Consider the following 25,194-nt stretch of genomic DNA (forward strand, 5'->3'; position numbering starts at 1 on the left):
TGTAAAGTCACTACAACAAAAACTCGAATTTATGGAAATGAGATTGCTGGAAGTCTATGACTCCGTAACTATAAAACTGTTGCAACTTTTAAGGTCGCTAACGCAAGATCAGCTCAACAAACAGGTTTTTGAACATCATTGGACAGCTGGACAAATCGGTGACCACTTGGACAAATCATACAATGTTTCCAGTATATTAAAGGGTAGGGTGGCGCATACCCATCGACCACCGGACCAAAAACTTGGGGAAATCCAAGAACTCTTTCTAAATTTTGACATCAAAATGGAATCGCCCGAAGCCGTTCTTCCAACGCATAAGCCCATTGACAAAGGCAAACTTCTTAACCGATTGGAGCAAAAAATTCAATGGGTCAACGACCATGGAAAAACCATGGACTTGTCGAAGACCTGTTTGGATTATGAGATTCCAGAATACGGACCATTTACGCGTCTCGAATGGATAGGCTTTAACACGATCCATACACAGCGTCATATCCATCAACTCGAACAAATTATTAAACACATAAAATGATACCTAAAAAAATATGGGCTAACCTTGCCGTTGAAGATATTGGTAGAACACAGAAGTTTTACCTGGCCTTGGGGTTCAAACAAAATGGAAACCCTACAAAGGATTTGGTAAGCTTTTTATTTGGAGAGGATGATTTTGTCATCCACTTTTTTGAAAAGGAAAAACTAAAAACAAGTCTTGAGGGTGAGGTGGCCAACCTAAATCTGGGCAACGAGATTATGTTCACCCTATCCGCAGAGAGCAAAGAAGAAATTCACGAGTGGATTGATAAAGTAAAAGCGCTAGGAGGAACCGTTCGTTTTGACCCTAGAAAGGACAGAAAAAGATTCTATGATGAAAACGGTTATTACGTTTGTGTATTTGCCGATTTGGATGGACACTTGTTTAACCTGTTCTGTAATCTAAACAATTAATCGCTGCATGCAAGAAGGAAGAACGATCACTTAAACAAAATCTCATGAAAACAATTTGGTTGAACTTACCTGTAAAGGATGTAAAGAAATCGAAAGAATTTTTTAAAGCCATAGGTTTAAAAGAAAACCCCATGCACGAAAAAGCTGATCATATGGGAAGTTTTCTGATAGGGGAGAACAATTTTGTATTGATGCTGTTTCCTGAGAGCAGCTTTAAAAAATTTGCACAAAATGAAATCAGTGATACTCAAAAAGGAACGGAAGTACTGATCAACATTGATGCCCAGAGCAAAGCGGAAGTTGACGCAATGGCCAGAACAGTGAAGCAGGCGGGCGGTAAAGTCTTTGCCGAACCAGGTGAATCAGAGGGCTGGATGTATGCTTTTGGATTTGAGGATCTAGATGGACACCGATGGAGCATGTTGTTTATGGATATGAAAAAAATGCCCAAATAAAATGCAATACTGATGATACAGCTAAAATTCGAGATCATAATTAATGCCCCCACCGATAAGGTGTGGCTCACACTTTGGAGTGAAGAATCCTACCGAGAATGGACGTCGGTTTTTTCTAAAGGCTCGTATGCCAAAACAGACTGGAAGGAGGGAAGTAAGGCTTATTTTTTAACACCAGACGGAAGTGGAATGCTAAGTAAAATCAAAAAAAGCATCCCGGGTAGATTGATGTCCATCGAACATTTGGGGATTGTTGTTGATGGGGTGGAGGACGTGCAAAGCAATGCAGCAAAATCATGGGCAGGGGCCATGGAAGATTATACTCTCGAAGTCATTGAAGGCCATACACTATTACGTTTAAAGATCGATGTTGTCGAAGCATATAAAAACTTCTTTTTGAAAACTTGGCCCAAGGCTTTGGATGGCATAAAGGAATTGGCGGAAAAACAATCATAAAACCATATAAATATTAGGACAATGAAAGTAAACCCATATCTGAATTTTGACGGAAACGCTGCCGAAGCATTTAACTTTTATAAAAGTGTATTTGGTGGAGATTTTATTGCGAACATCACAATGGGCGATGCGCCCGATGCCGATAAATTATCGGAAGACGAAAAACATCGTACGATGCATATCTCGTTGCCCATTTCAAAGGATACCATTTTAATGGCTTCGGATATTGTACCTTCCATGGGGCAGACCTTGAACAAGGGAAACGCCGTCTATATTTCCTTACATCCCGAAAGTAAGGAAGAAGCGAATCGTTTGTTTAATGGATTGTCCAAAAATGGGAACATTGAAATGCCTATGGCCGACCAATTTTGGGGCGATTACTTCGGTAGTCTTATAGATAAGTTCGGGATTCATTGGATGATTAACTATAATCCAAAAGCTCAGTAATTCCATAAATTTTACTGAATAAAGTATGTGTAATAATTTCAAAGGACATCAACCAAAAGCGGTAGAGGTATTCTGTACATCGGTTACAACTATTGAAAAAGCGAAATTCCTGCTGGGAAAACTTCAACAGGAATTCCCCTATTGTGAAATCAATTTTGATTTGGAGGACTGTGACAATATACTTCGGGTGGTTACATTAGGACGGACATTGGATGTGCATTCCATTATCAGGCTTGTAAGAGCTTATCATGAAGACATACAGGTCTTGCCAGATGCTATTCCTGATAAAAGGGCTATATGGTAAATCGAACTTTTAATCGGACCACAATGCATGTGTAAAACTGTAAACTTTGAACAAAGTGAAACTGAATATCAAGCCAGACTGTGGAAATGCTCCAAAAAAAGAGCTGGTCAAATACCTTACCTGCTATTTTGCATCCAATGAAATAGAAAAGGGAATGGGTTTCCTAGATACTGATATTAGGTGGGAATTGGTCGGTAGCAAAACCATCAGGGGTAAAGATCAGTTCAGATTGGAATTGCACAAAAGACGCCAAAATAGCGTAGTCGAATTAACGATTCACAGCATACTTTCCCATGGCAAAGAGGCAGCAATCAATGGTGAAATGTTATTCGAGGATGGCAGTGTTATCGGTTTTTCCGATTTTTATGAATTTAGCAGTGCAAAAGGAAACCGCGTCAAGACTATTGTTTCCTATATGTGTGAAGTAAAATGAAATGTCTACATACTAAAACTGGCACTTCAGGATAAACTAATGATTGATATTAAGTTTCTTTTGAAGGGCCAACATGTCCTCGGATAATTTTTTATCCAAAACACGAGTATAAATTTGTGTGGTGGCCAATTTGGTGTGACCCAACATTTTGGAAACTGTTTCAATAGGTACACCATTAGATAGTATTACCGTTGTGGCTAAGGTTTGCCTTGCCATGTGAAGGGTCAGGTTTTTTTAATACCCACTGCATCAGCAATCTCTTTCAAGTATAAGTTAGTTTTAAAGTATATTAAAATATACTTTATTTAATAAAATACAATTTTGAGTATAATATATTATACTTAAATATTTAATCTAAATGCTTTTTTTAGAGTTTGGGATTGTATTTTGGGAATCCCTGCTTTATCGGAATATTGTTCCCATTGACCCAACGTTTTTCTGATGGTTTCAATATCCTCATTGCCCTTTTTATAGTTTATTTGGTCGGCGACCGTTTGCAGATCCTTTCTATTGAAGTTGTCACGTTTTCCGGTAATTGTCATTTGATGACCGTTGGTCCATTGACCGGACGGATTGTACGCATAGGTGACGTCATAAGCTGGGGAAAGTCGCCATCTCCCAGATCGGTCCATTAGGAATGAAATGTTCTTTGTATGATCATCTTGATTCCGTGCCAGTACATTGAAGACCATTCTTCTAAAGAGTTGAATGGCTTGCTCTTTTGGAAGTAGAAGTTCTCTCATCACATCTAGAGCGTCTTCATAGCCATATATGCCAGGTTTCCGGTAATCGAAATGGGCAAGAGCGCAGAGCGTTTGCATGTGCATTTTTTCTCCTTGACCGATTCTATCAAATCGTTTTGTCATAAAGTGGGCCCGTCCATTTTCTTCCAAAAGTTGGGAAGGCATCATTTCAATCCCGCAATCAATGGCCATCAGGTAATAAGCATATTCTATTCTCCCGTACCCTTGAGGGTCACCGAGCTCATTGTTGGTCACACCGTCAAATTTCAATATGAAATGCTCAAAACCATTAGGTACTTTTGTTTGACCGGAACGCACTTCCTGTGTAGCTTCATTATAGGCTATGATGGCCTTTGCCCGTTGTCCTCCAGCTGACGTCCCCACTTTGATCAATTCGTTCATTGCCTCGGTTTCCTGAAGATTCAATGAAATGTTCTCCCTTTCCTGTTGAATCTTTCCGGACAATTCCACCAAACTTGAAATGTTCAATGTCGTCGATTGATCATAGCCTAATTTTTTAGCTGGTTCGAACTCCAGTGCTCCCATGCCTCGGGTACCGATATAGGTGAGACGGTCCAGCGGTGAGAAGTCGGACTTTCTTATACCGTTCAATTTTAACCATCTATCAATTAGATGGTTTCCAAAGTCATCGGGCAACACATCGGAAATCATTCCAGGAAGACCTTTATAGGTCTGCTCATCCAAAGATGGAAAATTGTAAATCTTACCCTTCGAACCGGAAATGGGCATGTGTATTGGTGATACGTTCAGAGCCTTGCTGAGAAAACTGGGTTGGAACTCAAATGAACCAAGATTACGATCATTGTCCCAACTCAATGCTCCGATATTTTCACCCCATAGCGTGACACCGATTACATCTACCATTCTGAGGTCTTTTCTTTATCAAAATCAGCACCGGACGCACGCTCACGCTCTTTTCCCTTTAATTTGAGCAGTTGAACTGGGCTAATCCCGGGATCGGGTAGGAATTTGTCCAAAGCTGTAAGGTCACCGAATGCCCTAAGAATTTGAATCAAGGTCAATAATGAGGTGTTGTTGCCGGACTCAAAGTTTTTTATGGTTTGAATGTGCAGGCCGGTTATATTGGCCAATTGCTCTTGCGTCATATTTAGATTCAGTCGTCGCTGACGAACCCTTTTCATAAGTTCCTCCAAAATGGATTCATTTGATAATTTAGAAGTTATCATTTTAGGTATATTTAATTATACTTAATATAGTAAAATTACAAATAAAGTATAATATAATATATATTAAAGTTATATTTTTTGTATTCCACACTTGTAAACTGTTTCGATTAACGAACTTTCTGGGTATTCGAAAATTCCAGTTTTGACCTAAGCTCTTGCATATCTTCACTGATCTTTTTGTCCAGTACCCGAGCGTAAATCTGGGTTGTTGCCAACTTTGTATGCCCGAGTAATTTGGAGACTGTTTCAATGGGTACACCGTTGGATAAGGTAACAGTTGTGGCAAAAGTGTGCCTGGCCATATGGAAGGTCAGGTTCTTTTTGATGCCCACCGCATCTGCGATCTCCTTTAAGTATAAGTTGGTTTTTTCATTGGTGATCTTGGGCAAAAGAGTTCCAGAATGCTCCGTGACAGGATGCTCTTCATATTTATCCAGGATTTTTTTGGCAGGGTCCAAAAGGGGTACCCTTACTGACGTTTTGGTCTTCAATCTTTTTGTGGCTATCCAGCTGTTGCCTTCTATTCCTATGATGAGATTCGTTTTTGTCAGGCCCATAATATCAGAATAGCTAATACCGGTGTAGCAGCTAAAAACAAAAAGGTCTCTGACCCGGTCCAAACGATCAATGGGGAAATGATAGCTTTCCAAATTGTTCAGCTCATTCTGGCTGAGAAATTCTCGCTGTTTTTGTTCAAATGTAGGTTTCCATCGTAAAAAGGGATCTTTGTCCATCCATTCCAATTGGTAGGCGAGATTGACTATTTTACGGAGACGTTGTAGGTGTTTCATCACCGTGTTATGGCTCATGGCTTTTGGATAATAGTTGACCAAGAACATTTCAAGGTCTGAAATGAACTTGTAATTAAGTTGGTTCAGATTAACATCCGTTGTTTTGAGTTTTTGCTGTAGAAACCTATTGATGTAATTTTCAGTGACCCCAAAGTTTCGGACAGTGCCCTTGGCCAGCGTGTTTTCTATTTTTCGGTTATGTTATTCCAATAACTCCAACAGTGTTTTGGAATTGATGCTCTCACCGTTGTAAATTGATTTGACCAATTGTGGGGTTATAAGGTCCCCTTTGTATTTCAGGTCTTGATAAATGTTGAACAATCTGGATTGGACAAGGTTCAAATATTCGTTGATCTCCTTGGCCTCCCTTGTTTTGCCTTTTGCCTTTTTGCTTTTGCTGTCCCAAATGTGAATGTCGACTTTTCTTTTTAGGCCAATATTGGTTCTTTTCCCATTGATTGTTACCCTTGCGTAGAGCTCAGCACAGTTATTGGAGCTTCTTGACTTGTTGATCCAGAAGAGGATCGTGTACGTGTGAGATGTTTTCATACCTATGATTTTAGCGTTAAAAACATGTTAATGAAAAAGCCAAATCAACTGTATGTCAATGTCTTACGGGGTTAATCGTCAACAGTGTTGACGACTTGATTTTTGTTGACCGATTTGTTGACGAATCAAACCAAAATAAACCAAATTAAATGGTACCCCAAAAAAGCCGAAAACCTTGCAATCACGTGGATTTTGCAAGGTTTTCCTTTAGTTTGGTATTGCTACCTAGTGACCGCGGCAGGATTCAAACCTGCAACCTTCTGAGCCGTAATCAGATGCGCTATTCAGTTGCGCCACGCGGCCTTATTTAAGGGCTGCAAATATATTTCTTTTTAACTTTACCACAAAACCCTAGCACACAAAAAAATGGATTTTGAACCCTACATTCGTGATATTGAGGACTTCCCCAAGCCCGGTGTTGTTTTTAAAGACATTACACCACTCCTAAAAGACCCCAAAGCTTTCCAAAAAGCAGGCGATGCCCTGTTGGGTTTTACGAGCAATATGAAGATAGATAAAGTGGTCGGGGTGGATAGCAGGGGCTTTATTTTTGCCCCAATGTTGGCAGAAAAATTGGGAGCCGGCTTCGTTACCGTCCGAAAATCAGGGAAACTGCCCTATACAACGGTATCTGAACCCTATGACTTGGAATATGGTACGGGAACACTCGAGATCCATGCAGATGCCATTGAAAAAGGGGAGAAGGTGTTGATCCATGATGATGTCTTGGCCACTGGAGGAACTGCTCAAGCGGTATGCAAACTCGTTGAAAAGTTGGGAGGCGAAGTGGTGCAGTGCAATTTTTTGATTGAACTCACCTTTTTGAACGGAGCTGAAAAACTAAAGGGCTACCGTAAGGAAGTATTGCTCCAATATTAATCCAAGGCTTTTTTGGTAACGTAATAGCGCCAACCAATGATGGCCATTTGTAGTTTGGATGCCTTGGCCAAGTCCAAGCCTTTTTTAGAGTAAGAAGGGAGCACTGCTTTGTTGATTTTCGCCAATATCTTGTAAAACATATAACCACATTGCTTTTCACAAATATAGGTAAAGCAGTTTACAAGCTATTTAAGCAATAGCAATGGAGCAACCCTAACGGTTTTAAATAAATATAACCGCTAGGAGTTGCACAAGAAGTGTGATGAAAAACTTTACAATTGCTATCATTTTTTGATTGATTTTAAGTTTGAAAAAACAAATATTTTACTGTTGTTTCTTCGAATATAGAATGATAAAAGTCATGATTCCAAGGAATTAGATGGAAAATAATGAGATTGCATACGAGATTGTATTTTAAAAAATGAATCTATGCTACAACTGAAACCGTGTCCCTTGAAAAAAGTTTAAAGTTGTAAGTGTAAAATCATTTTAATCTATAAAAATGTTAGAATTGTAGGGGCTTTTTGAGGTCTCTTTTAAAAACCAAGGGAGCTTTCGTTTAAAAATGGGCTGATTTTCATTGTTTCGTTTGAGGGAATAAAAAAAGAACCGCCTTAAAAGACGGTTCCTTGGACTATTCAAAAAATGATTATACTGTAATTATTTACCTTTTTTGGTGGTTATTTCGATTACCCCGTTTTTTGCCTTTTTACCGTACTTCTCCACGGCCTTATCACCTTTAAGTACTTTCATGCTCTCAATGTCTGAGGGGGAAAGTTTTTTTATGGCAGTTGATTTTGATTTTTTGCCATCCACATAATACAGTGGTTCATTCTTGCCATCATTGTCCAGGAAAAAATAGCTGGAACCAGAACCGCTTATGACCTCAATGTCTTCGTCATCATTGGAATCTTTGATGAGCACAACATTCTTGCTTCTTTTTACAAATACCTCATCATCCTCATCGGTATCGATCACAGTGATGTTTTTTCCTTTGCCCTTCTTTTTGATTTCTTTGATGATGATCTCCTTGTTGTTTTCATCATTCTTTTTCACATGAATGGATGAGCCTTCCTTGATATGAAGTTTTTCAACCTCTTCATCACTCAATTGCTCTCCATCGACGATTACTATGGCTTTGCCACCTTTTTTCCTGATTTTGATTTCGTTGCTCCCATCCACGGTGCGCTTTTCATCTTTCTCTATTTTATGAATGGTCACAGTGTTTTCTTTGGAGGCGTTCCAAAAGGAAACTCCATTGTTTTCGTCATCATAAATAACCGTAATGGGTCCAATGGGGCCGTCGGAATTACTGGAGTAATTGCCACTTACTTTTTTACCATCATCGTTTTTGCCGGTCAAATGCAGGGAAATCTCAATAATTTCTTTGTCATCGTTTCTAACCGTGGTGTAGCTGAAATCAATGCCTTCTTCTTTCAAATCCTTTTTAATGTCCTCTAGCTCGGTATCCGAGGTGTTCTTGTCTATGGTCAGCTCTACCATCTTATCGTCCTTCGGGGTTTCTTCTTCCATAACGCTTTCGAGAGTGTCGGAATCTTTGTAGAGGTAATTTTCCTCAATGTTAAAACTCACTAGGAGCAATCCCAACAATGGTGCTACCACCAAGGTTTTCAGAACATTGATTTTTTTCGATTGATTTTGATTTAACATGACTATTCGTTTTTTGATTAATGAATTATAAAATGAGTTAGCTAAAGTGTATTCCTGAGTATTTACTGCCTGTTTGAGCATAAGGTACTGGTAGGATTTTTTATCCGTTGCGCTTTCAATGGCAAAATGGTCTGCTAAGTATTCCAGATTTTGCTTTACCGCACTTTTGTACAGCCATAATACTGGATTGAACCAGAAAAAAATCTTTAAAACTTCCAAAAGCAGGATATCCAGGGTATGATATTGACGGGCATGTACCTTTTCGTGCTCTAGAACTGAATCCAGTTCTTGTGGTTCAAAAAGTTTAGGATTGTAAAAAATATAGTTGAAAAAAGAGAAGGGGGATATTTTCTTTTCCGTCTCCATGTGCAAAAATGGCCTTTCCTTTCTTTTGTGGGCATTTCTCGCCAATTTATTTAAGGCAACCAACCTGATGATTAGCCGCAGCAACAAAAATGCACTTACTCCGAGGTAAACAGCGAGCAGTACGTTTTCCATGGTATAGATATTACTTTCAGGGACTGCCATCGGAGTGTTCTGTGTGGTAATTTCCGATGTTTGGAGTAAATTGGATTTGTCGACCACAATGGTTCTCTGGATTTTAATCAATGGAAATACAAAAGCAAGGACCAGTCCCGATAAGAGAAACAACCTATTTTCCTTAAAAAGGGTGTCTCGTTTTAGAAAAAGATGGTACACTGCCAAGAATCCCCCGGAAATAAGGGCGGATTGTAATAAGTACATATATATTGGTTCCATCATTTCTTCTTTTCAATTAGGTCGATAATTTCTTTCAGTTCCGTAATGGATATTTTCTCCTCTTGCGCAAAATGGGACACCAAACTCTTAAAAGAGTCATTGTAGTAATCAGCAATGGCCGCATTCACATATTTCTTTCGATACTGTTCCTTGCTTACCAAAGGGAAATAGCGGTGTGTGTTGCCAAAGGCCTCATAATCCACGAATCCCTTTTCTTGGAGGTTCCTCACAATGGTGGATAAGGTGTTGTAATGTGGTTTCTCACCCCGTATTTGTTCCAGTATTTCCTTTACAAAGGCTTTTTCAAGCTCCCAAAGGATTTTCATGATCTCCTCTTCCTTATTCGTCAATTTTTGCATGGTGCTCATATTATTTGCCCAAACATAATACTATTGATTTAGTTAAACAACTATTTTTGTAGTTTATTAACTAATTTTGTAGTTTTTCTTTTTGATGGATCCTTCTTCAGTGAGTGAATCTTCCATTATCTTTACGCGAAAATTTATTTTTTGGGAAATCTACTTTTTATTGTTTTGGGTTTGGTCCTGTTGATTGCAGGGGGGAATTGGTTGTTGAAGTCGGCGGTTGCCCTGTCCTTGAGACTGTATATCCCCAAGATTGTCATTGGTATGACAGTGGTATCCTTTGCCACCTCTGCCCCTGAACTTATTGTAAGTATAAAAGCAGCTCTGGATGGGTTTCCCGATCTTTCGTTGGGTAACGTAGTGGGCTCCAACATTGCCAATTTGGGATTGGTTTTGGCCATAACCGTTATCATGGGCAGTATAGATGTAAGGAAAAGTTTCTACACCACCGATTGGCCTGTGATGATCGTAGCTTCCTTGCTCTTCTGCGGTTTCATTTATTTTGATGGTATATTGGAACAATACGAAGGAATTATCCTTGTTTCCTTCTTGTTTGTTTTCCTAGTGTACCTATTGAGATTTCAAAAGACAGCCGTTGTGGATGAGATGCCCGAGGATGATGTGCCCTTACCATTATATAAGATTGTACTGTTTTTGGGAATAGGGGGAACTGCATTATGGGGTGGCTCCGAATTGCTCATTGATGGAGCTGTGGGCATGGCCTCGTCATTTGGTGTAAGCGATCGTGTCATTGGGATAACCATTGTGTCCGTAGGGACGAGTATCCCCGAATTGGCAGCTTCGGTAATTGCCGTGTTGAAAAAAGAGAAGGCGATCTCCCTGGGTAACCTTATTGGCTCCAATATTTTCAATCTATTGGCTGTACTCGGGATAACATCCATAATCACTCCAATAACGGTCATGGATGAAGGCTTGCTCTCCAGTGATATCTTTTGGATGTTGGGAATTTCCTTTCTTATATTTCCTTTGGTGTTCTTTCCAAAGGGGTTGCGGTTGGGATGGCGAGATGGACTGGTTCTTTTGGCTTTTTACGCCACCTTCATCTATTTTACCCTAAAATAAAAACCGCCCCAAAAAGCGGGACGGTTTTCATCTATAATCAACAACTAATTTATATACGCGTTTATACCTTTGCGGATTTTACGGTTTTCACGATTACGGCCGCTACTTTGTATGGGTCGGCGTTAGAAGCAGGTCTTCTGTCCTCCAACCATCCTTTCCAACCTTTCTCAACGGTCATAATTGGAATTCTGATGGATGCACCCCTATCGGAAACACCATAGCTGAAATCGGTAATGGAAGCTGTTTCGTGCTTACCGGTCAATCGCTCATCGTTGTACTCACCGTAAACAGCAATATGCTCTTTGGTCACGGGACGGAAAGCTTCACACACTTTTTCGTAAGTTTCTTTAGATCCACAGGTTCTCAACAAAGTGTTGGAGAAGTTGGCGTGCATACCGGAGCCGTTCCAGTCACCTTTGATGGGTTTGGGGTGGTATTCAATGTAGTATCCGTAGCTCTCGGTCAATCTTTGTAGCATGTAACGAGCCACCCAGATCTCATCACCGGCTTTTTTGGCACCTTTGGCGAACAATTGGAATTCCCACTGTCCAGCGGCAACCTCCTGGTTGATACCTTCAAACTGAAGACCGGCATCCAAACAAAGATCGGCGTGCTCCTCAACTAGGTCTCTACCCCAAGTGTTTCTTCCACCAACGGAGCAGTAGTATAGACCTTGAGGTCCCGGATAACCACCAACAGGGAATCCTAAAGGTAGCCCAGTAGATGTGTCCATAATGAAGTATTCCTGCTCAAATCCAAACCAGAAGTCATCATCTTCGTCATCAATAGTGGCTCTGGAGTTGCTCTCGTGTGGAGTTCCATCAGAATTCAACACCTCGGTCATTACCAAATAACCATTTCTTCTTGCTGGATCAGGGTAAATGGCAACCGGCTTCAACAGGCAGTCAGAGGAACCTCCTTCGGCTTGTTTGGTAGATGAACCGTCAAAAGACCACATTGGGCAGTCTTCCAATTTACCGCTAAAATCTTCTTCTATTCTAGTTTTACTTCTAATGTTGGCTGTCGGTTCATAACCATCCAACCATAGATACTCTAATTTAGATTTGCTCATAATTTTGGTAGTTAATCGTTCTCAATTCTATGATTAACAAAAATAGTTTTTTCATTTAATTATCAATGTTTTAAGGGGGTAAAATCACAAACTTGTCTATATTATTTATATTACCCCTGTTTTACGATGGGTTGAATGAAAAAAAAGTAATTTTTGCAGTTTAAATTATTAAATTCTTAATTGTAGATTTGAAAATTAAATTTTGTTGAAAATGCCGAAAACACGATTCCAGGCCTTGGCCGAAAGCCGTAACAGGGAACATGCCAATATTAATGAAACGGGAAAGCGTTCCGAACTTTTTGGGAAGAGCGTTTTCAATGAGGAAAAGATGCTTCAATTTCTTACTGACGAAGCGTTCGATAAGGTAAAATCCGCAATCTTTCAAGGTACAAAAATCGACCGTAAAATAGCCGACCAGGTGGCTGAAGGGATGAAAGCTTGGGCACTTTCCATGGGGGCCACACACTATACGCATTGGTTTCAACCTTTAACGGGTGCCACTGCTGAAAAGCATGATGCTTTCTTTGATATTCTTCCCAACGGAAGGGCCATGGAGAAATTTGGTGGGGCGCAATTGGTTCAACAAGAACCCGATGCATCCAGCTTTCCCAGTGGCGGAATCCGAAATACTTTTGAGGCACGTGGATATACCGCTTGGGATCCCACTTCGCCCGCATTTGTATACAAGACGACACTCTGCATCCCGACCATATTTGTAGCCTACACCGGAGAGGCATTGGATAACAAGGCACCACTGTTGCGTGCACTGCATGCCATTGATCAGGCTGCAACCGGAGTGGCCCAATATTTTGACAAAAACGTAAAAAAGGTACACGCCACCCTTGGGTGGGAACAAGAGTACTTTTTAATAGATAAATCGTTGGTGAATTCCCGTTTGGATCTTTCAGTTACGGGACGGACCTTGGTAGGGAGTTTTTCTGCGAAGGGACAACAATTGGATGATCACTATTTTGGTGTGATTCCACCGCGGGTCCTCGGTTTTATGAGCGAATTGGAAAAGGAATGCACCAAATTGGGCATTCCCGTGAAAACGCGTCATAACGAAGTGGCACCCAATCAGTTTGAGCTGGCCCCCGTTTTTGAGGAAGCCAATCTTTCAGTGGACCATAATCTGTTGTTGATGGATGTGATGGAAGAGATTGCGGATAAATACAACTTTTCCGTATTGTTCCATGAAAAGCCGTTTTCTGGCATCAACGGGTCGGGGAAACACAACAATTGGTCGTTGGGAACGGATACGGGCGTTAATCTGTTGAGTCCGGGAACCACTCCCATGAAGAACCTACAGTTTTTGACCTTCTTCGTTAATACCATCAAGGCGGTGGATACCTATGAGGAGTTGTTGCGAGCCTCGATCGCTTCAGCAAGTAATGATCACCGTTTAGGGGCCAATGAAGCTCCACCACCCATCATATCCATATTCATTGGGCAACAATTGAGCGACGTACTCGATGAGTTGGAAGGCGTTTCCAAAGGAAAGCTGTCCCCACAGGAAAAAACAGAGCTTAAACTCAATGTGGTGGGCAAGATTCCTGAAATATTATTGGACAACACCGATCGGAACCGAACCTCCCCGTTTGCCTTTACGGGAAATAAGTTTGAGATGAGAGGGGTGGGGGCCAAAATGAACTGTGCCAAACCGATGACGATGCTCAACACCATTGTGGCCAAACAATTGACCGACTTCAAAAAAGAGGTGGATGCACTTATCGATAAGAAAAACCTGAAAAAGGATGAAGCGGTCTTCAATGTGCTTCGGGAATACATCAAAACCTCCAAGCGTATCCGTTTTGAAGGGGATGGTTACGGAATTGAGTGGCAGGAAGAAGCAAGGAGAAGAAAACTCAGCTTCAACAAAAATACACCCGAGGCCCTACAGGTCATTACATCAAAAGAAAGCTACGAGCTCTTCAAGCAGATGGATGTGATGAACGAAGTGGAACTCAAAGCCCACAAGGAAGTGGAATTGGGTGCTTACATCTTCCATATTCAGATTGAAGGTCGGGTATTGGGTGAGATGGTCTACAACCACATCATCCCTGCCGCTGTGAAGTACCAGAATATGCTTTTGGAAAATATTCATGGGCTCAAGGAAGTATACGGAGCGGCGCATAAGAAAGTAGCCGAGGGCCAATTGAATATTTTAGAGCAAATCGGAGAGCACATTGTGGAAATCAAAAAGCTTACCGATGAGATGGCAGATGCGCGCAAACGGGCCAATGGCATGTCCGTTGTGGATAAAAAAGCTCAGGCCTATTGCAATAATGTGAGGCCATATTTTGAGAAAATTCGGGAGCATTCGGATACTTTGGAGAAATTGATCGCGGATGAATTCTGGCCGTTTACCAAGTATCGGGAAATGCTGTTTTCCAAATAGAACAATCCATAAAAACGAAAAGACGGAAAGCATATCAATAATTTGATGGCTTTCCGTTATTTTTGCCCAAACCTTTCATATGTCATCGGATACCAGTAAAAGATACGCACAGCGAGGTGTTTCGGCCTCCAAGGAAGATGTGCACAATGCCATCAAGAACATCGATAAAGGACTTTTCCCCAAAGCGTTCTGCAAAATCGTACCCGATTATTTAACAGGTAGCCAAGACCATTGTTTGGTAATGCATGCCGATGGCGCAGGTACCAAATCCTCGTTGGCCTATATGTACTGGAAAGAAACCGGTGATGTTTCCGTTTGGAAGGGGATTGCCCAGGATGCACTCATCATGAACGTGGATGATTTGATTTGCGTTGGAGCCACCGATAATATTATGCTTTCATCAACCATAGGACGTAATAAAAACCTGATCCCTGGCGAGGTGATTTCAGCCATCATCAATGGGACCGAGGAATTGATTTCCGATTTAGACAAGCACGGAATCACCATTCGCTCCACGGGAGGGGAAACTGCCGATGTTGGGGATTTGGTTCGAACCATTATCGTGGATTCCACGGTGACGGCCAGAATGGAGCGAAAAAATGTCATCGACAATGCCAATATCAAGGCAGGGGATGTTGTCGTTGGTTTGGCTTCCTTCGGAAAAGCGAGTTACGAAACCGAGTATAACGGGGGAATGGGCAGTAACGGTCTGACCTCTGCCCGACACGACGTATTTTCCAAATACTTGGCTGAAAAATATCCAGAAAGTTTTGATGCGTCCGTTCCAGAGGAATTGGTGTATTCAGGGAACACAAAATTGACGGACGCAGTGCCCGGTTCCCCACTGGATGCGGGTAAATTGGTATTGTCGCCAACGCGGACCTACGCGCCTATCATTAAAAAGATATTGGAGCGATATTCAGCTGAAGAAATCCACGGTATGGTACATTGCAGTGGTGGTGCCCAGACCAAAATCCTTCACTTTGTGGAAAACCTTCACATCATCAAGGACAACATGTTTCCCATTCCTCCTTTGTTCAAAATGATCCAAGAACAATCGGGCACCGATTGGAAAGAAATGTACCAGGTCTTTAATTGCGGCCATCGCATGGAGCTGTATGTGGACGAGCAGGTTGCAGAAGAAATCATGGCCATTTCCCAAAATTTTGATGTGGATGCACGGATTATCGGACGGGTGGAATCATCCGAAAGTAAAAAATTGACCATTCAAAGCCCCTACGGCAAGTTTGAATACTAGCATACGATTTCTCTCGAAATAGCGTTTAAATATATAAACCTCATGCTATGGAAAGAAAAGAGTTTCTTCGAAGTTTGGGAGCAGGCGCAGCCTTTGCTCTTACATTTCCCTGTTTACAAGGATGTTCCAAGGATGAAATTGATGGCAACTTAGTGGATGAACCCACAGGAGTTGATTTTACCATCGATCTTAATTCGGCCGAAGCATCCAATCTTTCCCAAAATGGCGGTTTTATTCTGATGAATTTAGTGGTTGTGGCCAGGAACTTGCAAGGTGGGTATGTGGCAGCCAGTCAAGTTTGTAGCCATCAATCGTACGATCAGGTGCGTTTTGTGGATCAAAATGGCGGTATTTTCTATTGCGATGTGCACGGTTCACGATTTGATCAAGATGGAACTCCACTCAATCAAGTGGATGGAACACCCGCTAGGGCACTAAAAGTATATAACACGGAGCTCAACGGTTCCACCTTACGGGTTTATGAATAGCTTTTTGAATCCCAAATCAAATGAAAAAATTAATCTACATACTCCTATTTGCCAGCTGTGGTATGCTGCAGGCGCAACAATGGCAAGAAAGTTTTGATGATGCCCTTACCAAGGCAGCTACTGAAGACAAACCTATTGTGTTGGTTTTCTCGGGGTCGGATTGGTGTGCTCCATGCATCCGTTTAAAAAGACATGTTTTTGATAGTGATGCGTTCAAGGCGTATGCTTTGAAACACTATGTAATGTACGATGCCGATTTTCCTCGTAAGAAGAAAAACCAATTACCAGAGGAGAAACTCAATGTAAACAAGTCCTTGGCTGAAAAATATAACCCAAAGGGTTATTTCCCATTGGTGGTGGTTATGGACAAAGACCGGCATGTCCTGGGCACCACAGGTTTTGTGGCACGGACCAGTCCCGAAAAGTATATCAAGACCCTTAATAAATTCCTGAAATGAAAACCTTCGTTGCCTTAGCCTGTAGTCTTTTTTGCCTGCTGTCGTTCGGGCAGTCGAGGCAGACCGACGTCACTGTAAAAAAGACCCTGAAACTAATGGGTACACGCTTCGAGATTACCGTGGTGGCACCCAACGAGGAAATTGGGTATATCAATATCGACGAAGCTGTGTCCGAAATAGAACGGATAGAAGGAATCATTTCATCCTGGGACAAGGATTCCGAGACCTCGCTGATCAATAAAAATGCAGGAATCAAACCTGTCAAGGTAAGTCGGGAACTTTTGAACCTAATCGAGCGTTCCATCAAAATATCTGAAATAACCGATGGTGCTTTCGATATAACTTACGCCTCCATGGATGAGATTTGGAAGTTTGACGGTACCATGGATAAGGTTCCTTCGGAAGGAAAAATCAAACAGTCCGTATCAAAGGTCGGGTATCAAAAAATACAATTGGATCAAGAAAATCAAACGGTTTACCTCCCCGAAAGGGGCATGTGCATAGGATTTGGTGCCATAGGAAAGGGATATGCTGCCGATAGGGCCAAAGAGCTATTGGTGTCCAAAGATGTTAAGGGAGGGATCATCAATGCTTCCGGAGACCTTACCACTTGGGGAACCAAAGTGACCGGAGAAAAATGGTTGGTGGGTATTGCAAATCCATTGAGCAAGGATAAAGTGTTCAGTTGGTTGCCCATTATAGAATCTTCCGTGGCCACATCGGGCAACTACGAAAAGTACATTATCCTTGATGGTAAAAAGTATTCACATATCATCGACCCAAGGACAGGATATCCCACTAGAGGCATAAGCAGTGTTTCGATTTTTGCAAAACAAGCAGAATTGTGTGATGCTTTGGCAACTGCTGTTTTTATAATGGGCCGTGATGTAGGGCTGCACATGATCAACCAGATTGACGGGGTGGAGGCCGTTATTGTGGATGCTGAAAATAAAATTCAAAAGAGTTCAGGTATCATGTTCGATACGAATTAGTACATTTAGTGTATGGGAAGACCTTTTTTTTTATTACTGCTTTTGATTTTCTCCAGTTCCTGCGTGGCCGTACGAGAGTATGATAAAGTGTATGTGAACGATGAGGAAATGCAGTTGAGTGCGAGGCCGAGCGAACGGTTCGAGACCAATTTCCATATTTACAGGGAAGCTTCCTCTGGTGCCAATGGTGGCAAAACAGGAGGCGGATGCGGATGTAATTAATGGTTAATTCAAAAACACGATTGTCTGGATGTTGTCAACCTGAACTTGTCTCAGGTTCTCATAAGGCTTTTGATTACCAGTACAATGAGATTCCGAAATACCTTGCCTACCGGCAGGCAGGAATTCGGAATGACGTGCACAAGGAAAATACTACAGATTGCAAGTTTTAATTTTTAAAAATCTTATGACCCAGTTGTCCAGATCAGTAAAATCCGTTTCCGTAGTCTTGTTCTTTTTTATGGCGTTCATCGGCTGGTCACAGCAGGGCGATACTTCGTACAAGCGAAGGGCTTTGGAGACAAGTGAGGTGGACTTGTTGTTCAGTTATTACAACCAAGATGGGCAGAATGCCGCCGTAACCGGGGGCGAGGGTACGGAGGAATTAACCGATGCCACTTCTAGCATTGTTCTTCGCATGCCCATGAACGAAGATGATATTTTAACGGTCGATGTTGGTCTTTCGGCCTATACTTCGGCATCTTCCAGTAATGTAAATCCGCTGGATGGAGGGCTCAATGTCACTCCTTTTGATGCTTCTTCGGGAGAATCCCGAAAGGATTTGTTGGCTTACATCAACCCGACCTATCAGCATAGTTCGGACGACCGGAACACTATTTGGAGCGCCAATGCCTATTTTTCATCGGAATACGATTATTTCTCGATTGGATTCGGCGGTAGTTTTACCAAATTGTTCAATGAAAAGAATACTGAAATTACGCTAAGTGGTCGTGTATTTTTGGATAAATGGAATTCACAATATCCGATAGAGCTGCGGGAAGGCTTTTTTGATGATCGTATCACGGGGAATGGTACCTACAATCCTATTTTTACGGAGTTTGATAACGAGAACAGGAATTCGTATTCACTTTCCTTAAGTTTTTCCCAGATTTTGAGCCAAAAACTGCAAGGAGCGTTGTTTATGGATGTGGTTTCCCAGAATGGATTGTTGAGTACGCCCTTCCAACGGGTCTACTTTTCGGATTTTGAGGACTTTTTTATTGATGGGTTTCAGTTGGCGGACAATGTGGAGCAATTGCCCGATACCCGATTCAAAATACCTGTGGGCGGTCGGTTGAATTATTATTTGAACGATTTGGTCATCCTGCGTTCCTACTACCGTTTTTATTGGGATGATTGGGGCGTCAGTTCACACACGGCCAGTTTGGAAGCTCCATTCAAGCTGACGGATAAGTTTACCCTGTACCCAACCTACCGGTACTACACTCAGACTGCGGCGGATTATTTTTACCCAAAAGAGCAGGCGTTGTCCACCTACGGGTTTTATACTTCGGATTACGATCTGTCCCAATACGATGCCCATCAATATGGGATAGGGGTACAGTACAAGGACATTTTTACAAGTGCGCGAGTCCTCAATTTCGGGTTGAAAACCATCAATCTTCGATTTAGCCAATACGATAGGAGCGATGGCCTCAATGCTTTCATCGTTACCTTGGGGACTACTTTTGTTGGAAACTGACTTCATTTAGTTGGAAAATAATCCAACGAAAAAATCGTAAATTCGCATTCCACTAGGAGGATTGATTTATGCTAGACAAACTCAACATCGTAAAACAGCGTTTTGATGAGGTTTCGGACCTTATCATTCAGCCGGATATTATTGCGGACCAAAAAAGGTACGTGAAACTGAACAAGGAATACAAAGACCTTAAGTTGCTGAGCGATAAACGCGACGAATACATTACCCTTACCAACAATATTGAAGAGGCAGAAGAAATCATTGCTGACGGAAGTGATGCGGAAATGGTGGAAATGGCCAAAATGCAATTGGACGAGGCGAAAAGCGCTATGCCCAAGTTGGAAGAGGAAATCAAATACTTGTTGATTCCGAAGGATCCTGAGGACGAGAAGAACGTGGTGATGGAAATCCGTGCGGGAACGGGTGGCGATGAGGCCAGTATTTTTGCGGGCGACCTATTCCGTATGTACACTAAATATTGCGAATCCAAAGGATGGAAGACCAACGTAATTGATTTAAGCGAGGGAACCAGTGGCGGATACAAGGAAATCCACTTTGAGGTAAACGGAGAGGACGTCTACGGGACACTTAAGTTCGAAGCTGGGGTGCACCGTGTTCAGCGTGTGCCGCAGACCGAGACCCAGGGTAGGGTGCACACAAGTGCAGCTACCGTGATGGTGATTCCAGAAGCGGAAGAGTTTGATGTCCAGATAGATCCAAAAGATGTTCGAATCGATTACTTCTGTTCTTCAGGACCAGGAGGGCAGTCGGTGAACACGACATATTCTGCGGTACGTTTAACACACGAGCCTACGGGTATCGTTGCGCAATGTCAGGACGAAAAATCCCAGCACAAGAACAAGGATAAGGCGTTCAAGGTGTTACGTGCCCGTTTGTACGATATGGAATTGGCCAAAAAACAGGCGGAGGATGCAGCCAAACGTAACTCTCAGGTAAGTAGTGGTGACCGTTCGGCGAAAATCCGCACCTACAATTATCCGCAGGGAAGGGTAACCGATCACAGGATTGGACTTACCCTTTACGATTTACAGAATATCATTAACGGGGATATCCAAAAAATCATCGATGAATTGATGTTGGTGGAAAACACCGAAAAACTCAAAGAAGCGTCGGAGATATTTTAAGCTGGTAAACCCAAGTTTCAGTACGGTCGAGAATCCATCAAAATGAAGATTGAAGATTTAATTGCCCAGATACATCAAAAAAAATCATTTCTCTGTGTTGGTCTCGACACTGATTTGGATAAAATCCCAAAGCACCTTCTAAAAGAAGAAGACCCTATTTTTGCATTCAATAAAGCCATTATTGATGCCACACATCCCTATTGTGTAGCTTACAAACCCAATATCGCTTTTTATGAGGCTTATGGTCTGCAGGGGTGGAAATCCTTGGAACGAACTATGGAGTATCTGAATGCAAACCATCCGGAAATGTTCACCATTGCTGATGCCAAGCGAGGGGATATCGGGAATACTTCAACACGGTATGCCAAAGCATTCTTTGAGACCATGGATTTTGACTCCATAACCATTGCACCCTACATGGGCAGAGATTCTGTTGAACCCTTTTTGGAATTTGAGGACAGGCATACCGTTTTATTGGCATTGACGTCCAATCAAGGTGCTTTTGATTTTCAGACCAAGAATGTGGATGGTCAAGAATTGTACAAAGAAGTATTGTCCGTCTCCAAAACCTACAAAGGTTCGGAACGGTTGATGTATGTGGTAGGGGCGACGAAGGCCACCTATTTGGAAGATATTCGGAAAATTGTTCCAGAAAGCTTTTTGTTGGTACCTGGAGTGGGAGCGCAAGGAGGGAGTTTGCAGGAGGTTTGCAAGTATGGAATTACCACGGATGTAGGTTTGTTGGTAAATTCCTCCCGAGGCATTTTGTATGCCTCCACCGATTTGGATTTTGCTGAAATAGCTACGAATAAGGCACAGGAAATCCAGCAGCAAATGGAAATTGAACTGTCTAAACTGAAATAGGGTTCAGGTTACAGGCTTTCCAATACTTTTTTAATGCTCCGTGCTTTATTTTTAAAGAATTCACCCAACTGATTATCCTTACCGGCAACACTGGCTGCTTTTTCCATAAAATTTTGGTGCATTACCTCCAAAACCGAGGCTGCTTGGCTTAAACCTGTGATGGGCGTGACCGATCCAACTTTACAATACTGATTATTCATAGCTCTCAAGATTTGTTAATAACAAAGATACGTTCAAAACGGGCTTGTGGATTATGACCAAGGATGGTATACATCTATAAATCAGGTAATTTATCTAAAATTTAACGTATGGGTTCCTAACTGGCTAGATAGGTTACATTTAGGTTGGATAAAATTAACGTACCTTTAAAAGGAGTCCTTTTTTGATCATAAATCACCCTCATCATGAGAAAGTCCGTCTTGGCCCTGACCATTTTATTTCAGTTTGTTCTATATGCCCAAAATGATGACAGCTGCAATTGCTGTACGGAAAATCACAGGGCCTTTGATTTTTGGATAGGGGAATGGGAAGTGGTCAATTCACAGGATGGAAGCCCAGCAGGGTCCAATGTGATAAGTAAGGGACAAGACGGCTGTGTTATCCATGAGAAATGGACAAGTGCCAAAGCGGGATATACGGGGACCAGCCTTAATTTTTACAATGCAGGAACCGAACAATGGGAGCAATTGTGGGTGGACAATGCCGGGGAGGTACTAAAATTGAAAGGCAACAGAAAAGGTGACGAGATGATTTTGGTATCGGAGGAGTTTGAAAGGGATGGTAAGACCTTTGTAAATCGGATCACATGGACCAAAAATGATGATGGCTCCGTTAGGCAATTATGGCTGGTTGTGGGAAATGATGGTACCGTTTCAGTTGCTTTTGACGGATTGTACCAAAAAGTCCAGAAAACAAAAAACCGGTGAGAAACACCGGTTTTTAAACTAACTAACTCAAAAAAATGCTAACTCAGATAACTTTTACAAAATTCAGTTTTAACCTTCAGGTCAAGGTTAATTTAACTTTAGGAATTTGTTATAATTATTCTTGATTATTGGGTTTATAACGGATGATTTTTTGAGTTATTGCGTTTTTGACAAAAAATTATGATTAATCTTGAAGTGCAAAGACCTTTTTTAACAAATCTGTTGTCCTGGACGAAACTTTTGTCCTAATTTCTTTCTCTTCCACGGCGATCATCGTGTATACTCCTTCCAAAGCTTCGTTGGTGGTATAATCCGTTAAATCGGGGTTTACATCATTGGTCAACGGCAGGCTGTTGTACTTTGTTATGATATTGCTCCAGATTTGGTCGGCCCCTACTTTTTGAAATGAATTTTTGATGATCGGGTTGAATTTATTGTAGAGCTGGGTACGAGTGGCCTGTTGTAAATATTGGGTCGCTGCATTGTCGTTCCCCAAAAGAATTTGTTTGGCATCATTGAAAGTGATGCCCTTTACCGCATCCACAAATATTGGAGTGGCTTCGCCCACGGCATCCTCGGCAGCTCTGTTGATGATCCTGAGTCCTTCATCGGCCAAACTGGACAAACCAACATCGCGCAAGGTCTTATCCACTTTTTGAAGCTCTTCGGGCAGTAGGATCTTTACCAGTTCATTCCTGTAGAACCCATTTTCGCTGGTAAGTTTGTTCACCTGTTTTTCAATGCCCATGTTCAGGGCCTCCCGTAATCCTTGGGCTATTTGGTCATTACCTATTCCAGAGGTTCCTTGGGGCAATTGGTTCACGACTTGTTGAAGTTCGGCACAACCTACAAGTTGAATCACCAATACACATAGCACTAATCTTTTCATGGTTGAATTTTTAAGTTGATATGAAAATACTCCGAATTACCTTAATTCAAAAACCAATCCGGTTTTAGCACCGATTTCCATAGCTTGATTCATTTCATATTCCTGCCCTGAAATTATGTCCAACCCTTTTTGGTGTCCTTGGATACCTTCCGAAAATCGCTCGAGGTCAATTGTTTGGTCTTTATCGGAATTGTTCAAGACCACCATTACGGTTTCATCAGGATGTTCTGGCAAGTATCTAAAATATACGTAGACGTTGTCTATGGGAGTAAAGTGAAGGGTTTTACCAAAATGAACGGCTTTTTTTTCTTTTCGCCAGTTCAATAGCTTTTGGCTGAAATCGAAATACTCATTTTGTACATCGGTTCTTCCCTCGGAAGTAAAGGCATTTTGTTCATCTGCGGCCCATCCGCCCGGAAAATCCCGACGTATATCGCCGTCGCCCTTGCCCTTGTCGCCCAACATTCCTATTTCATCACCATAATAGATCTGTGGTATTCCACGTAGGGTCATGATCAAGGTAAGTGCCATTTTGTATTTGTCCACATCGCCATCAAATTCCTGATTGATACGGTTGACATCGTGGTTGCCCATTTTTATCAAAAGGTTGTTGATATTGGGGTAGAGGAAATCCTTGGTCAAATGATCGTAAACCCGATATACACCGTCCCCCCAATTTTGCTCATCCTCTTTGAAAACCTTTGGTAGAATATCGTGCAGTGGAAAATCCATTACTGTCGGCAAATTGGAATTGAACCCTTGTATTGCACCGATTTTACTGTCTTTTTGCCAATAGGCGATGTGGGCGGTTTCGTGCATGAAGATTTCTCCCATAATGTTGAAGTTGGGATACTCTTCCATCACACGGGTCACCCACTCTGTAATTCCTTGCTTGTCGTTGTATGGGTAAGTGTCCACCCGGATGCCGTCCAAATCCCCGCTCTCTATCCACCAAATGGCATTTTGTACCAGGTAGTTGATCAACATGGGATTGTTTTCGTTCATGTCGGGCATGGTGTAGTCGAACCATCCATCCATACAGCCCTTGGCGTCGATTTGCGAGGCGTAGGGGTCAAACTGGGTAGTTTGGATATAGTTACTTCGCTTAAACCCATTTTCTCCACCTTCCCAATAGTGTATCCAGTCACTCGAAGGTAAATCCTGGATCAGCCAATGGCTCAATCCCCAATGGTTGGGGACAAAATCCATGATGTGCTTCATGTCCCGCTGATGGAGTTCCGCGGAAAGTTTTGCGAAATCTTCGTTGGAACCATAACGCGGGTCAATTTTGTAAAGGTCGCTACTCGCATAACCGTGGTACGAATAGACTTTTTCATTGTCCAAAGTAAGCGGTGTGCTCCACAATGTGGTGGCTCCAAGGTCGTTGATGTAATCCAAATGATCGATGATTCCCTGGATATCTCCACCATGCCTGCCACCTTGGTGCTCTCTGTTGGCTTTTTCAATGGTCTCCGCAGTACTGTCGTTTGATGGATTTCCGTTGGCAAACCGGTCCGGCATCAGAAGGTAAATCACATCTGATGAGTCAAATCCTTTTCTATGCGCGGAATTTTCACGCCGGGATTTGAACTCATACGCATAGGTATCCACCGTTTTACGTCCTTTTTTGAAGGATAGAGTCTGTGTTTCAGCGGTGATTCCATCCGTGTCGATCGTTACGAACAGATAATTGGGATTTTCTACTTTCACCACTTTTTTGATGGTAACATTCCCTGAAAATTCGGGTCGTAGGTCGCTGATATTGTCACCATAGACCAAAAGTTCCAGTTTGGTCTGTTTCATTCCAGCCCACCAATAGGGAGGCTCTACGCGTTCTACTTGACCAAATGCATTCGCGCAAATGGCCAAGAAAACCAAGATTATCAATTTTTTCATGATGTTTTTTCTAATTGT

At 41.9% G+C, this 25,194-nt stretch carries 30 protein-coding genes, 1 tRNA gene and 1 pseudogene; 19 read left to right on the forward strand and 13 right to left on the reverse strand.

Features of this window, described 5'->3' with window-relative positions; translation table 11 throughout:
• Positions 1-31: 31 nt before the first annotated feature.
• The 7 genes from EO132_RS17890 to EO132_RS17920 are packed head-to-tail and all read left to right on the forward strand — an operon-like array spanning position 32 to position 3,040.
• A complete protein-coding gene (locus EO132_RS17890) occupies positions 32-532 on the forward strand; it encodes a DinB family protein (protein WP_127139171.1) in 501 nt (166 codons plus the stop codon).
• The gene (locus EO132_RS17895) at positions 529-945 is read left to right on the forward strand and encodes a VOC family protein (RefSeq protein WP_127139172.1); all 417 of its coding nucleotides are present in this window, start codon (positions 529-531) and stop codon (positions 943-945) included. Before EO132_RS17890 ends, EO132_RS17895 begins: the two co-directional genes overlap by 4 nt.
• 44 nt (positions 946-989) lie before the next feature.
• Positions 990-1,400, forward strand: a complete 411-nt coding sequence (locus EO132_RS17900; RefSeq protein WP_127139173.1) for a VOC family protein — start codon at positions 990-992, stop codon at positions 1,398-1,400.
• 12 nt (positions 1,401-1,412) lie between these two features.
• Positions 1,413-1,856: an SRPBCC family protein gene (locus EO132_RS17905; RefSeq protein ID WP_127139174.1), complete on the forward strand. Its 444-nt coding sequence runs from the start codon at positions 1,413-1,415 to the stop codon at positions 1,854-1,856.
• Positions 1,857-1,877: 21 nt separating this feature from the next.
• The gene (locus tag EO132_RS17910; protein ID WP_127139175.1) at positions 1,878-2,303 is read left to right on the forward strand and encodes a VOC family protein; all 426 of its coding nucleotides are present in this window, start codon (positions 1,878-1,880) and stop codon (positions 2,301-2,303) included.
• Between the two features lie 25 nt (positions 2,304-2,328).
• Positions 2,329-2,607 carry a hypothetical protein gene (locus EO132_RS17915; RefSeq protein ID WP_127139176.1) on the forward strand — a complete coding sequence of 93 codons (279 nt, stop codon included), beginning with the start codon at positions 2,329-2,331 and terminating at the stop codon, positions 2,605-2,607.
• Between the two features lie 55 nt (positions 2,608-2,662).
• Entirely contained in the window at positions 2,663-3,040 is a 378-nt protein-coding gene (locus EO132_RS17920) for a nuclear transport factor 2-like protein (protein ID WP_164732383.1), read from the forward strand.
• Positions 3,041-3,076: 36 nt separating this feature from the next.
• On the opposite strand, the pseudogene EO132_RS17925 reads toward EO132_RS17920, so the two are convergent.
• The 6 genes and pseudogenes from EO132_RS17925 to EO132_RS17945 form a co-directional block, all read right to left on the reverse strand.
• Positions 3,077-3,321 (reverse strand): annotated as a pseudogene (locus EO132_RS17925) (tyrosine-type recombinase/integrase); the annotation flags it as partial.
• A 60-nt stretch (positions 3,322-3,381) separates the two neighbouring features.
• Complete coding sequence (locus EO132_RS17930; protein ID WP_127139179.1) at positions 3,382-4,668, reverse strand: type II toxin-antitoxin system HipA family toxin; 1,287 nt, start codon at positions 4,666-4,668, stop codon at positions 3,382-3,384.
• Positions 4,662-4,991, reverse strand: a complete 330-nt coding sequence (locus tag EO132_RS17935) for a helix-turn-helix domain-containing protein (protein WP_127139180.1) — start codon at positions 4,989-4,991, stop codon at positions 4,662-4,664. Before EO132_RS17935 ends, EO132_RS17930 begins: the two co-directional genes overlap by 7 nt.
• Positions 4,992-5,098: 107 nt before the next feature.
• Positions 5,099-5,971 carry a site-specific integrase gene (locus tag EO132_RS17940; protein ID WP_313781240.1) on the reverse strand — a complete coding sequence of 291 codons (873 nt, stop codon included), beginning with the start codon at positions 5,969-5,971 and terminating at the stop codon, positions 5,099-5,101.
• 12 nt (positions 5,972-5,983) lie between these two features.
• Positions 5,984-6,331 (reverse strand): Arm DNA-binding domain-containing protein, encoded by a 348-nt coding sequence (locus tag EO132_RS19710; RefSeq protein ID WP_313781239.1) that lies wholly within the window; start codon positions 6,329-6,331, stop codon positions 5,984-5,986.
• A 229-nt stretch (positions 6,332-6,560) separates the two neighbouring features.
• Positions 6,561-6,634: transfer RNA gene (locus EO132_RS17945), tRNA-Arg, on the reverse strand.
• A gap of 63 nt (positions 6,635-6,697) precedes the next feature.
• On the opposite strand from EO132_RS17945, the gene EO132_RS17950 reads away from it, so the two are divergent.
• Positions 6,698-7,210 (forward strand): adenine phosphoribosyltransferase, encoded by a 513-nt coding sequence (locus EO132_RS17950; RefSeq protein WP_127139181.1) that lies wholly within the window; start codon positions 6,698-6,700, stop codon positions 7,208-7,210.
• Here the strand turns inward: EO132_RS17950 and EO132_RS17955 are convergent.
• The 3 genes from EO132_RS17955 to EO132_RS17965 all read right to left on the reverse strand — a co-directional run bounded on the left by EO132_RS17955 (position 7,207) and on the right by EO132_RS17965 (position 9,999).
• On the reverse strand, positions 7,207-7,350 hold the full coding sequence (locus tag EO132_RS17955; RefSeq protein ID WP_127139182.1) for an SsrA-binding protein: 144 nt from the start codon (positions 7,348-7,350) through the stop codon (positions 7,207-7,209). The genes EO132_RS17950 and EO132_RS17955 overlap by 4 nt on opposite strands.
• 520 nt (positions 7,351-7,870) lie before the next feature.
• The gene (locus tag EO132_RS17960) at positions 7,871-9,625 is read right to left on the reverse strand and encodes a M56 family metallopeptidase (RefSeq protein WP_164732384.1); all 1,755 of its coding nucleotides are present in this window, start codon (positions 9,623-9,625) and stop codon (positions 7,871-7,873) included.
• 14 nt (positions 9,626-9,639) lie between these two features.
• Positions 9,640-9,999, reverse strand: a complete 360-nt coding sequence (locus tag EO132_RS17965) for a BlaI/MecI/CopY family transcriptional regulator (RefSeq protein ID WP_127139184.1) — start codon at positions 9,997-9,999, stop codon at positions 9,640-9,642.
• Between the two features lie 150 nt (positions 10,000-10,149).
• Here EO132_RS17965 and EO132_RS17970 point away from each other — a divergent pair, with 150 nt between their 5' ends.
• Positions 10,150-11,088, forward strand: coding sequence for a calcium/sodium antiporter (locus tag EO132_RS17970; protein WP_127139185.1), 939 nt, complete (start codon positions 10,150-10,152; stop codon positions 11,086-11,088).
• 61 nt (positions 11,089-11,149) lie between these two features.
• Here EO132_RS17970 and EO132_RS17975 read toward each other — a convergent pair whose 3' ends face one another.
• A complete protein-coding gene (locus tag EO132_RS17975) occupies positions 11,150-12,160 on the reverse strand; it encodes a glutamine synthetase beta-grasp domain-containing protein (protein ID WP_127139186.1) in 1,011 nt (336 codons plus the stop codon).
• Positions 12,161-12,371: 211 nt separating this feature from the next.
• Between EO132_RS17975 and EO132_RS17980 the strand changes: the two genes are divergently transcribed.
• From EO132_RS17980 to pyrF, 9 genes are all read left to right on the forward strand, one after another.
• Entirely contained in the window at positions 12,372-14,558 is a 2,187-nt protein-coding gene (locus EO132_RS17980) for a glutamine synthetase III family protein (protein WP_127139187.1), read from the forward strand.
• Between the two features lie 79 nt (positions 14,559-14,637).
• On the forward strand, positions 14,638-15,816 hold the full coding sequence (locus EO132_RS17985) for an AIR synthase related protein (RefSeq protein ID WP_127139188.1): 1,179 nt from the start codon (positions 14,638-14,640) through the stop codon (positions 15,814-15,816).
• A gap of 47 nt (positions 15,817-15,863) precedes the next feature.
• On the forward strand, positions 15,864-16,304 hold the full coding sequence (locus EO132_RS17990) for a QcrA and Rieske domain-containing protein (protein ID WP_127139189.1): 441 nt from the start codon (positions 15,864-15,866) through the stop codon (positions 16,302-16,304).
• A 20-nt stretch (positions 16,305-16,324) separates the two neighbouring features.
• Positions 16,325-16,762: a thioredoxin family protein gene (locus EO132_RS17995; RefSeq protein ID WP_127139190.1), complete on the forward strand. Its 438-nt coding sequence runs from the start codon at positions 16,325-16,327 to the stop codon at positions 16,760-16,762.
• Positions 16,759-17,754: an FAD:protein FMN transferase gene (locus EO132_RS18000; RefSeq protein WP_127139191.1), complete on the forward strand. Its 996-nt coding sequence runs from the start codon at positions 16,759-16,761 to the stop codon at positions 17,752-17,754. Before EO132_RS17995 ends, EO132_RS18000 begins: the two co-directional genes overlap by 4 nt.
• A 12-nt stretch (positions 17,755-17,766) precedes the next feature.
• On the forward strand, positions 17,767-17,976 hold the full coding sequence (locus tag EO132_RS18005; RefSeq protein ID WP_127139192.1) for a DUF4266 domain-containing protein: 210 nt from the start codon (positions 17,767-17,769) through the stop codon (positions 17,974-17,976).
• Positions 17,977-18,160: 184 nt separating this feature from the next.
• The gene (locus EO132_RS18010) at positions 18,161-19,456 is read left to right on the forward strand and encodes a DUF3570 domain-containing protein (RefSeq protein WP_127139193.1); all 1,296 of its coding nucleotides are present in this window, start codon (positions 18,161-18,163) and stop codon (positions 19,454-19,456) included.
• A gap of 68 nt (positions 19,457-19,524) precedes the next feature.
• The gene (gene prfA, locus EO132_RS18015; RefSeq protein WP_127139194.1) at positions 19,525-20,601 is read left to right on the forward strand and encodes a peptide chain release factor 1; all 1,077 of its coding nucleotides are present in this window, start codon (positions 19,525-19,527) and stop codon (positions 20,599-20,601) included.
• Between the two features lie 42 nt (positions 20,602-20,643).
• Positions 20,644-21,465, forward strand: coding sequence for an orotidine-5'-phosphate decarboxylase (pyrF, locus tag EO132_RS18020; protein WP_127139195.1), 822 nt, complete (start codon positions 20,644-20,646; stop codon positions 21,463-21,465).
• 8 nt (positions 21,466-21,473) lie between these two features.
• Here the strand turns inward: pyrF and EO132_RS18025 are convergent, their stop codons facing one another.
• Positions 21,474-21,665 carry a hypothetical protein gene (locus EO132_RS18025; RefSeq protein ID WP_127139196.1) on the reverse strand — a complete coding sequence of 64 codons (192 nt, stop codon included), beginning with the start codon at positions 21,663-21,665 and terminating at the stop codon, positions 21,474-21,476.
• Positions 21,666-21,869: 204 nt separating this feature from the next.
• Between EO132_RS18025 and EO132_RS18030 the strand changes: the two genes are divergently transcribed.
• Positions 21,870-22,391 (forward strand): hypothetical protein, encoded by a 522-nt coding sequence (locus tag EO132_RS18030; protein ID WP_127139197.1) that lies wholly within the window; start codon positions 21,870-21,872, stop codon positions 22,389-22,391.
• 184 nt (positions 22,392-22,575) lie between these two features.
• Here the strand turns inward: EO132_RS18030 and EO132_RS18035 are convergent, their stop codons facing one another.
• Positions 22,576-23,280 carry a DUF4197 domain-containing protein gene (locus EO132_RS18035; protein WP_127139198.1) on the reverse strand — a complete coding sequence of 235 codons (705 nt, stop codon included), beginning with the start codon at positions 23,278-23,280 and terminating at the stop codon, positions 22,576-22,578.
• Between the two features lie 36 nt (positions 23,281-23,316).
• On the reverse strand, positions 23,317-25,176 hold the full coding sequence (locus EO132_RS18040; protein WP_127139199.1) for a glycoside hydrolase family 13 protein: 1,860 nt from the start codon (positions 25,174-25,176) through the stop codon (positions 23,317-23,319).
• Between the last annotated feature and the right edge of the window lie 18 nt (positions 25,177-25,194).

The organism is Flagellimonas oceanensis (assembly GCF_003992595.1).
GTDB lineage: Bacteria > Bacteroidota > Bacteroidia > Flavobacteriales > Flavobacteriaceae > Flagellimonas > Flagellimonas oceanensis.